The following is a 10,420-nucleotide window of genomic DNA, read 5'->3' as shown; positions in this document are numbered from 1 at the left end:
TAGTTTACCTGCTTTGGCCAGTTCTATGGCTGTTGAATAATCATCGGGGTAAAACTGACCGCCGCCGGCGGCATCCACAACACTGGTCAATCCATATTTATTTAATTCATGGTACCATTGCAGCGTGGAGTTTAATCTTTCTTCGTGGGTAAGCTTTGTCGTTAGTGCCAGCGTGGTATAAATGGCTTTGGGCGTTTCTTTGGCGTACAGCATGCCGGTAGGGTTGCCGCTTGAATCCAGTTCAACCAAGCTGCCCTCATACCGGGTGTTCTTATCATATTGTAGCACTTCTATTCCTTTTTTATTTACAAAAGCTTTCCCATACAGGTAAGTAATAAACACGGGTTTGTCAGGAACTGCTTTGTTGATCTCGTCAATGGTTGGTTGTCTTTTTTCTTCAAACTGGTATTCGTTCCAGCCTCCTACCACTTTGATCCAAACGCCTGGGGGTGTTCGCGCGGCTTGTTCTGTAAGCATTTCCATAGCGCGCTTCAGGGAGGTCACACCGTCCCAACGCAATTCTGCATTATAATTAAGTCCTTCCCGGATCGCATGCAGGTGACTGTCATTCAGTCCCGGTACAACCGTTCTTCCCTTAGCATCGATAATACTGGTAGCAGGTCCTTTATACGTTGCAAGCATGGAGGCGTTACTTCCGGCGTTCAGAATGATGCCGTCTTTGATCGCTACCGCCTGTCTGAATTCTCCGGCTTTGACCATTGTAGTTACTTTGCCATTTATAATGATCAGGTCCGCTTTATTTTGTGCCGTCAACTGCCATGACAATAGCAGACACGGAATAAAAAGTAATTTATTCATGACGATTTTTTAAATAGTATGGTTAGTGCTTTATTTCCCCTTATTGTTGCTGATGTCCTTATAAGCGTTTGGCAGATTGAAATTAAAATGAAGCCAGTTGAACAATACATACCCTTTATCGTATTCCTTCATGGTTACTGTTTGCTGTGTTTGCTCAAGTGTTAATCCTTTTTGCACGGCTGCCTGCACCTGTTGCGTGAGGGATTGCACATAATCAAGGGTATATTTTATACCTGCTTTATTGGTGATCCTGCCATGGCCGGGAACAATGATGGCATCATCAGGAAGCATGTCATATATCTTTTTCAAATTGGCAGCGGGTTCCAGGAAGTAGCCATCAAACAACCAGGGAATGGTGGGACTTTCTGCAATAAAAGGATTGCCTGCCCAAAACACTTTCTCAGCTGGCATCCATACAAAAAGGTCTGCGGGAGATTGCGCGGTGCCGGTATTGATCAATTCAACGATCTTGTTTCCGCCGAGGTCAATGGTGACTTTGTTGTTCTTTGCAACGGTTATATCTGCCGGCCGGTAGGTGGCTTCTTCAATACCACGTCCTTTCCCGAACAGCGTAATCATAAATTGTTTGATGCCATCGAAATGCTGAGCGAGATTTTCCTTTGCAAATTCATTCTGAATGATGAGCGTGTTGGCGGGTAAAAGATAGTTAGTGAAACAATGGTCGCCATGATCGCTTGTATTCACTGCATAGAGAATGGGTTTGTTGGTTACCGATCTTACCAGTTTTATTTCCTGGTCGAACAGTCGTTTGTTCAGGAAACATTCTATCAGCATCACTCCCTTTTCGCCTACTATAAACCCGCCTGATGTTGCCTGCGGAATGCCTTTGGTAGTTTCTGATTCTACTGAGGTTGGTTGTATAGCATATACATTGGTGGCTAATTTGTGCAATGTCAACTCAACCTTGTTGCCATCCCAGATGGGAACCTGGGGCGGCAACGGAATTTGAGCGATACCTGTGAGGTGAAGGGAAAGCAAAAAGCATGTCACCATAGTGACTATAAGATTCTTATTCATCGCTACAATTATTTTATCGTACGGGGTTTAACTATTATTTTGAAAGGAAGAAATCAAGGAGATCTTTTTGAACCTGGGCAGTATTTTCCTGTACCACCCAATGCCCGGCGCCTTTGATATTGGAGCCTTTTACATTTTCAGCAACCAGTTTGCAATGGTCTGCCAGGAAGCCGGCGCCGAAATATTCGCCGCCCATGGCCAGCAACGGCATTTTTAATTTGGTCTTCATAAATACCTTATTGTCCTTTGCATCCTGCTCAAAAGCGCCGAACCAATGAAAGGCGCCCGTTGTACCGCCTTTTACAGAATAGGCCCGTACAAATTCATTCACTTCCTCGGGGGTGAACGGGTCTTTTACATGACCTACTACCGGCCAGAAGTTGGTAAGGAACAAGCGCTCTCTTCCCGCCACCAACTCACCTGAAGCTGGAAACGAAAAGAAGCCAAACCACCAGGCAGCACCTTTCACCTGGCTCCAAACCGGTTCAACACCGGGAAGCAGGGCATCCATCAACGCGAGTTTGTTTACTTCGCCTGAAAACTGCGCTGCGTAGGCGTAGGCCACCATCAGACCAATATCGTGGCCGGCCAGGTTAATGTGATCGTAGCCCAGTTGTTTCACCACCCCGTGGATATAGGCAGCCATCGTTTTTTTATCGTAGCCACTGTCAGGCTTGCCCGATTCGCCCAGACCCGGAAGATCAGGGGCTATTACCGTAAAATGTTTGGAGAATTCAGGCAGCAGGCGGTTCCACATATACCAGTTCTGCCCAAAGCCATGCAATAACACCAACGGTTCACCCGATCCGCCGATCACATAGTGAATGTCAATGCCATTTACTTTCGCAGAAGCGTGTTTGAAATTGGCTGGGGGCGAGGCTGGTTGAGCGGTTGAAGTAGTTTGAGTAGTGTCTGCAGTCGTGTTGGCAGCAATAGTTGTTTCTTTGGGCGCATTGTTACAGGATGTCTGTAAAAAAAAGGCAGCAAAAAGCACCGGGATCAATTTTGTCATAATAAGTATTACTTTGAATAATGAATGAAGTGGTTGGTTATGATAATTTATTAAGCCAGTCCAGGATATAATCCGCATCCTCTTTCCAGGAGGGTTGACCCAGAACGAAGTGATTTCTGCCTCTGAACGCCGCATAATCTGTAATGGAATTGCTGTTTTTGTATTTCTTGTAATTCGAATAATTCAGCGATGCGGGGATGGTATTGTCATCACTGCCGCTGGTGAGTAACAGGGGCGCATGCGGATTTTCAAAGTTTACTTTGGCCGCTTTGGTGATGGTATCCCTTACAATCAGCTTCGATTCCGGAATGGCAAACCGGTAATAGGCTTCTTTCTGTACATCGCAATCCATACCATTGGTAAAAGCGTATTTCCATTGGTTGAACGACATCAGGAAGGATTTCCGGACGGAGGTAAAAAATCCGAGCGGGCCCCAGCCGGCTTTTAGAAAAGAAAATTTGAATGTCATGATGCCCTGGGGCGGTACCGAATGAATAGCGACTCCCGCAAAGCCTAATCCTCTTTGTAACAGCAGTTGAACCATCAGCCCGCCGATAGAATGACCGATCAGGATGGGTTTTTCAGGCAATTGTCTTACAATATTGTCGTAATAATCCGTTAATGCCGCAAGCCGGTTGCCTGCAATATCCTTGTTGGGATGGCTGTTGCGCAAGGCTTCGGCCGACGCGCTTTTATGCGGCCAGGGTGGGGCAATGGCATGGTACCCCCGACTTTTAAAATAATTTTTCCATTCATCCCAGCAACTGTGATGAACGAATGCGCCGGTAATAAAGACGACTGTTTTTGGATTGGTTTTTCCCATAAGTAACAATTATGGGTACCACATGCCAATTACAATGCCTTTTTTATAAGTGAATGCAGTTCAATAGCTTTGCTGAAAAGGGGATAGGCGCTGACCGTGATATTTCGCGGTTTGGTTAACTGTACCGTGAAATGTCATGGTTATTATTTTTAATTTTAGATAAAAAGGATTTCCTGCATGGTAAAGTCGGTTATATGTGCATTTTTTATTTTGACAACCGTTGTACCGGTTTGGGGACAGCAGTTATCTGATAAGACACAGGTTGAACTGCGCCACCTGGCAGCCATTTATCATGCAAAGGGCAACTCTCAAAAAGAAGCCAGTACGTGGCTTCTGCTGGCCCAGAAAATGGACTGGCATACGGAAAAGCCTGCTGATGTGAATGCCTGTTTTGACAAAGCGATCACATTATACAAACAGGTTCATAGCATCGAAGGAGAAGGGGAAACCCGAACTTTCCTGGGGCATTATTTATATTATTCAGGGAAACTTGATTTGGCGGAAAAAGAATCAACACAGGCGCTGAACTTATTGGATCAGGTAAGAAGTGATAAGGCTTTTATTGCCTGTCTTACTTTGTCCGCGATCCACAGATACCGTGGTTCTTATGAGAAGTCGCTTTTATACGCAACAAAAGGTATTGAAAGTGTAGAGCGCAACAAAGATGTTAAGCATGTTGAGGCGATGTATGGAGAACTGGCCCTGGTTTACGACGAACTGGGACGTATTGAAGAGAGTAGCCAATGGTATCGAAAAACGCTCGACAAAAGAATTGAACGAAAAGCAGAGCGGGCGATCATCTTCAGAACTGCAGGGTTTCTGATCCGTCAATTGATAAAACTAAAAAAGAGCAGGGAGGCCCTTGCTTTGATGGATAGCCTGGTTGCGGCGGGGCCGCCCCAAACCCCGTTTGATAAAGTCGTAGTTGCGCAAAACTTTGCTTATTGTTTTGATGCGTTGAAACAGCACCCACAGGCCGAGAAATATTTTCTTGCAATGACCCTTTACCTCAAAGATGCTCCCTGGATGCCTGAACAGGTTTCTATGTGTAATATGGATGTTGGCAGGTTTTATTTGCAGCTCAGGCAATTTAAGAAAGCGCACATTTATTTGGATACTGCGTTAACATATAGAATACATGACCGCTTGGTTGATCAAAAAGAATTGTTTCAAATGCTTTTTACCGCAGACTCAGCGCTCGGAAATTACACCGCTGCTATTAAAGACCTGCAGCAATACCAGTTTCTCAATGATTCCATTTACAATGAAAGAAAAAGCAGGCAGATTGAAGAATTGACCATCCAATATGAAACGCAGAAAAAAGAACAAAGCATCCGGTTGCTGGAAAATGAAAAATTGCTTCAGAAAACCGAGTTGACAAAGGAGAAAAATACAACACGCTGGATCGCTGGGGCGACCCTGTTACTTGTTGTTATCATTGGGTTGCTGGTGAATTATTCCCGCCTAAAGCAACGAACAAACAGCGAACTACAGGAACAGCAAAAACAAATTGAAAAGAAAAACATTTCACTACAGCAGTTGGTAGCAGAAAAAGAATGGCTGGTCAGGGAGATCCATCACCGGGTAAAAAACAATTTTCATATGGTGATGGGCCTGCTGCGTACACAAGCCGCCTACCTGCAGAGTGAAGAGGCCATTCAGGCAGTAACTGAAAGCTCGCAACGCATTCAGGCCATGTCGCTGGTTCATCAGAAGCTCTATCAATCAGAGAATTTATCAGCCATCAATATGGTCGATTATATTCATGAATTGATAGATTACCTGAAAGACAGTTTTCATACCGGTAACACCATCCGGTTCAACCTGCAAATTGACCCGGTAACATTTACTGTTTCACATTGCGTGCCGGTTGGCCTCATCCTGAACGAAGCCGTCACCAACGCCATTAAACACGCTTTTCCGGGTAAGAAAGAAGGTATTATTGACATTTCTTTGAGAAGTTTGGCGCCCAATCATTTTTTGCTTGCCATCAAAGACAATGGAGTTGGCCTGCCTGCAGCATTCGACCCTGCCAACCAAACCTCCATGGGCATGAAGTTGATGCGGGGGCTTAGTGATGACCTCGATGCAACATTTCAGGTTAACAATAATAGTGGCACCCAAATAACGCTTGACTTTATAGTAGAAGCGTAATCAAATAACTGAATATGAAAGAACAAATTCTTATAGTAGAGGACCAGTTTGTGGAGGCGGATTATTTGCGCCTGTTGCTGCAGCAGGCCGGTTATGGCATTACAGGCATTGCCCGCTCGGTTGCCCAGGCTCAGGAAATGATAAAGGATAAAAAGCCGGATTTTGTTCTCCTGGATATTTTTCTAAAAGGAAAACAAACAGGGATCGATCTCGCAAAACTCTTGGCAATAGACAATATTCCGTTTGTATACCTGTCGGCTAACTCCAATGAAGAGGTACTGAATGCGGCAAAGGAAACCCATCCCTATGGGTTTTTGGTGAAACCTTTCCGGGAGAAAGACCTGTTGGTTGCGCTTGAAATTGCCCGGTATCGTCACGTACATAGCATTGAAGCCCGGTATCGCAGGGAAACTGAGTTACGTAAACTCTTAAAAACTATTGTAAGCGAAACCGGTAGCTGGGAGGAAAAATTGTTGAGAATAGCCACGGCGCTTCAGTCGTTTATTCCTTTTGACTTTCTCGCTGTAGGGTTTGATGATATTAAAGATCCCTTCTTTAAAGGGATGTGTTTTTTAAGACTGGGTTACGATGAATACCAAATGATTGGTTTGCATGAACTGGCTACCATTACGGGAAAGTCAATAGAAGAATTGATAGCGCTGCAACCACCCAACCCGGTGGAAGAAATAGCCGCATTTTATAATAAGGTTGCCTTTCAGAATATTTGCCGGCAGCCTTCATTAAGAAAACTTTTTGCCGACAGTTTTCAATTACAATCACATTTGGAAATGCCCATGCGCATGATGGACCGGAAGCCTTTCAGCTTTTGTTTATTCAGCAGAAGACCGGATGCCTATACTGCTGAGCAGCTTGAACAATTTGAAAGGATCCAGTTCTCATTGATGCAAACCATTGAGCATTTGCTGCAGGACGAAATGAGTGCAGCAGGTAAAATGCTGCAACAGGAAAGTAAAACCCGGTTTGATGGGATCGTTGGTAAAAGCCATCTCCTGTTAAATGTATTTGATCATATCTCTCAGGTGGCCCCTTCAGACACTTCTGTTTTGATACTGGGAGAAAGCGGAACGGGTAAAGAAAAAATTGCCGATAGCATCCATAATCTGTCATCCCGCAAAGGGAAACCATTTATTAAACTGAACTGCGCTGCATTGCCCGCCACCCTGATTGAATCAGAATTGTTCGGACATGAGAAAGGTGCTTTTACCGGTGCGCTTGATAAGAGGATCGGCAAATTTGAAAGGGCCGACAAGGGGACGCTGTTCCTGGATGAAGTAGGTGACATGCCGGTTGAATTACAGGTAAAATTATTAAGGGTATTACAGGAGAAGGAAATAGAAAGGGTAGGAGGAAGAGATACGATAAAAGTGGATGTTCGCATTATTGCGGCTACAAATAAAAACCTGGAAAAGGAGGTGGCAGACGGCCGTTTCCGGTTGGACCTGTATTACCGGTTGAATGTTTTCCCGGTGACACTACCGCCATTACGTGATCGAAAAGAAGATATTCCTGCGTTAGCCTATCATTTTATGAGTCACTATAGCCATAAAGCAGGAAAAAAGATAAGCGGAATATCGGATAGTGTGCTCAGGAAAATGATGGCTTACAACTGGCCGGGAAATATTCGTGAGCTGGAACATTTAATTGAAAGAAGCGTGTTGCTGGCTAAAGGAACGGTTATAGAAGATATCCTGTTGCCGGCAGTTGAAAATAAAGGAGGAAGAAGGGAGGCCTCAGCCGCTGACATGAAAACGATCGTCGAAAATGAAAAGGATTACATCATCTCGGTATTGAAGAAATGCAATGGAAGAATATGGGGACCGGGCGCTGCCGCTGAGATCCTGAATATTAACCCTTCTACCCTGAAATCAAAAATGAAAAAACTGGGGATAAAAAAGGAATATATTAAATAAATGGGGACGATCAATGTAGCAACAGTAACCACTATGCGGTGGTACTTCTACAAAACAGCTGTTTACTAACGGCATAAAAATTTCATGGAGTTGGCTGTAAACAACCAACCACTACTTATGACTCCGCTAATTTATTTTCTTCGAAGATCTCTTATAGTGATCAGTCTATTGTCCTATTCCTTACTCAATTATGCACAATCCCCCACGTATGTTTGGGGCCGTGGTATTGCTGGTAATGACACTCTTACATTGGGTTACAGCGTCGTTGATGCACCCGGTAATGTTTATTTGGCCGGTGCATTTGCCGGTGTGGTTGATTTTGATCCCGGGCCTGCCGCTTCAAATCTCACTTCTGCAGGCAAAGTGGATGCATTTGTTTGTAAACTCAATACCTCCGGCAACCTGGTATGGACCATACAATTGGGCGGCGCTGGCACCGACAGGGCTGAATATGTAACGGTGGATGCGCTGGGTAATATATATGTTACCGGTAGTTTTTCCGGAACGGTTGACTTTGATCCGGGACCGGGCACAGCTTCCTTATCTGCTCAGGCCGGGACCGATGCCTTTGTGGCAAAATACGATGCGGCCGGTAATTATGTTTGGTCGGCAAGTTTTGCTGAAAGCAATAACAGCACCGGCAAGGCGGTGGGGGTAGATGTTAATGGCAATGTATATGTTACCGGAAATTTTTCAGGGATTATTTCATTCAGCACTGGTGCTTCCTATACTTCACTGGGCGGCAATGATGTCTTTATCTGCAAACTCAATTCCACCGGCGGGCTGGAATGGGGCGAACGGATAGGCGGCAGTTCTTTAGACGATGCCTCGGGAATTGTAGCAGATGCCACAGGTAATATATTTGCTTTAGGCATGTTTGAAAGTGGCACTATTGACCTGGACCCGGGTCCCGATTCTGCCAACTATTGGGCTGGTACCAGGAATCCATACCTGGTAAAGCTGAATACCAATGGCAGTTTGGTTTGGGCAATACAAAGCTTCGTCTATAGCGCTAATGATCTGAAAATGGATGCCACCGGTAATTTGTTCATGGCAGGAGGTATGTATGGTGTCACTGATATGGATCCCGGTCCTGGTACTGCCAATATTGGCACGCCGCGGACCTCAACGGATTATTTTCGGGAACTTACCGGTGATGCCGGTTACATATTGGCCAAATCATATTTGGGCGTTGGCACCAGCGGCGACGCCAGGTCGGTAAATACGGACGTCACAGGTAATATTTATACGGCCGGAGGGACAGGCGCTTTTAACAAATGGGATAAAAATGGTAATCCGGTATGGGGATACGGTTATGGCATTAACAATCCGGTTATAGGTATTGGCACAGATGCCATGCTGAATTTGTACACCATGGGGAATTTTCATGGTTCCATTGACCTCGATCCCGGTCCGGATACAGCTATAGTCAGAACCAATGTTTACTATAGCATATTTGTTAATAAGCTCGCACAATCTGTAGGCGGGTCGTTACCCCTTACCTGGATCAACCTGGAAGGTCACCTGAATGATCAGCAGCAGTCTACGCTCAATTTTACTGTAAACGAAGAAAACGTGGCGCGTTATACTGTTGAGAAAAGTTCAGATGGAATTACCTTCAATAAGATCGGATCATTGGAAAGCAAGGGTAATGGCACCCACAGCTATGTTTATACTGAACCCACAGCCCTGCAACAAACAGCCTTGTACCGCATTCTGCAAACAGATATAGATGCACGGTCGGGGTATTCCGCTGTTATCCGGCTTTCAGCCGGGAAAGCGCGTTTATCCGCTACTGTTTACCCTATACCGGCAAGAGGTAATGTTACCTTACAAATAACAGGGGATGAATTGCTGCATACAAAGGCAGTGTTGGTAGATTTAAAAGGTATCCAGGTGAGGTCCATCCTCGTTAATGATTACAATACATCTATTGATTTGCATAACCTGCCCCCTGGCATGTACCTGTTACAACTGGCCAATGGCAGCAGTCTGAAAATTATGAAACAAGAGTAGTTCTCAATTCGAAACGAAGCTTGTTATGGCTGCAGTACTAACTGCGACGGCGTTAATCCCGTATAGGATTTAAACTCCCTGATAAAATGCGCCTGGTCGTAATAGCCGCATTCATAGGCTATATTTGTCAGTGAGGTATTGGCCGACCGAACCAGTTCGAGGCTTTTATTGAAGCGTTGAACTGAATAGAAGCTATTGGGAGAGATGCCTACATAATTCAGAAAAAGTTTTTGAATATACCTGGCGGAAAACCCGGTTTCCGCCGCCAGGCGGCCCAGGTCAAATGATTCTCCATGGCGGCTGATGGAATGGCACAACCCTTCTACCAACCCTAGCTTCTCTTGTTTTTTCGGGGTGCTCATCAGTCTGGTAAGTAAGAAGGCTTCGAGCACCTTTACTTTTTGTTCCAGCAACGGCTGCTCCATCAGCCGGTAGTAAAACTCGCTGCATTCTTTGCAGAGAATATCAAACAGGTCAATAGATCCATTGGTAAAATCCGAAACGGGGTTGGGGAAGAAGAGCGCGCCGGCATAGGGCTGAAAGCGTGTTATCAGGCAGGTATTGCCTTTTTTGATAGTAGCCCTTGTTGGGATGGTCCAGTGACCCAGCACCTCCAAACGAGGCACT

Annotated in this window: 8 protein-coding genes; 3 read left to right on the top strand and 5 right to left on the bottom strand. The window is 45.1% G+C overall.

Annotated features, from left to right (window positions below):
• From ACJ751_RS13670 to ACJ751_RS13655, 4 genes are all read right to left on the bottom strand, one after another.
• Positions 1-819, bottom strand: an 819-nt coding sequence (locus tag ACJ751_RS13670) for an amidohydrolase family protein (RefSeq protein ID WP_407746055.1), incomplete at its 3' end; no start/stop codon positions are given.
• A 30-nt stretch (positions 820-849) separates the two neighbouring features.
• Positions 850-1,857: an MBL fold metallo-hydrolase gene (locus ACJ751_RS13665; RefSeq protein WP_407746054.1), complete on the bottom strand. Its 1,008-nt coding sequence runs from the start codon at positions 1,855-1,857 to the stop codon at positions 850-852.
• Positions 1,858-1,891: 34 nt separating this feature from the next.
• A complete protein-coding gene (locus ACJ751_RS13660; RefSeq protein WP_407746053.1) occupies positions 1,892-2,869 on the bottom strand; it encodes an alpha/beta fold hydrolase in 978 nt (325 codons plus the stop codon).
• Between the two features lie 37 nt (positions 2,870-2,906).
• Entirely contained in the window at positions 2,907-3,692 is a 786-nt protein-coding gene (locus ACJ751_RS13655; RefSeq protein ID WP_407746052.1) for an alpha/beta hydrolase, read from the bottom strand.
• A 177-nt stretch (positions 3,693-3,869) separates the two neighbouring features.
• Between ACJ751_RS13655 and ACJ751_RS13650 the strand changes: the two genes are divergently transcribed.
• The 3 genes from ACJ751_RS13650 (at position 3,870) to ACJ751_RS13640 (ending at position 9,793) form a co-directional block, all read left to right on the top strand.
• Positions 3,870-5,846: a histidine kinase dimerization/phosphoacceptor domain -containing protein gene (locus ACJ751_RS13650; protein ID WP_407746051.1), complete on the top strand. Its 1,977-nt coding sequence runs from the start codon at positions 3,870-3,872 to the stop codon at positions 5,844-5,846.
• Between the two features lie 14 nt (positions 5,847-5,860).
• Positions 5,861-7,777 (top strand): sigma 54-interacting transcriptional regulator, encoded by a 1,917-nt coding sequence (locus ACJ751_RS13645; protein ID WP_407746050.1) that lies wholly within the window; start codon positions 5,861-5,863, stop codon positions 7,775-7,777.
• A 117-nt stretch (positions 7,778-7,894) separates the two neighbouring features.
• Positions 7,895-9,793 (top strand): SBBP repeat-containing protein, encoded by a 1,899-nt coding sequence (locus ACJ751_RS13640; protein WP_407746049.1) that lies wholly within the window; start codon positions 7,895-7,897, stop codon positions 9,791-9,793.
• 23 nt (positions 9,794-9,816) lie between these two features.
• On the opposite strand, the gene ACJ751_RS13635 is transcribed toward ACJ751_RS13640, so the two are convergent.
• On the bottom strand, positions 9,817-10,420 hold a 604-nt coding region (locus tag ACJ751_RS13635), incomplete at its 5' end, for a helix-turn-helix domain-containing protein (protein WP_407746048.1).

Origin of the sequence: Niastella sp., assembly GCF_045805085.1 — a bacterium.
In the GTDB taxonomy this organism is placed as follows: Bacteria; Bacteroidota; Bacteroidia; order Chitinophagales; family Chitinophagaceae; genus Niastella.
This window is presented reverse-complemented; position numbering and strand designations above follow the sequence as displayed.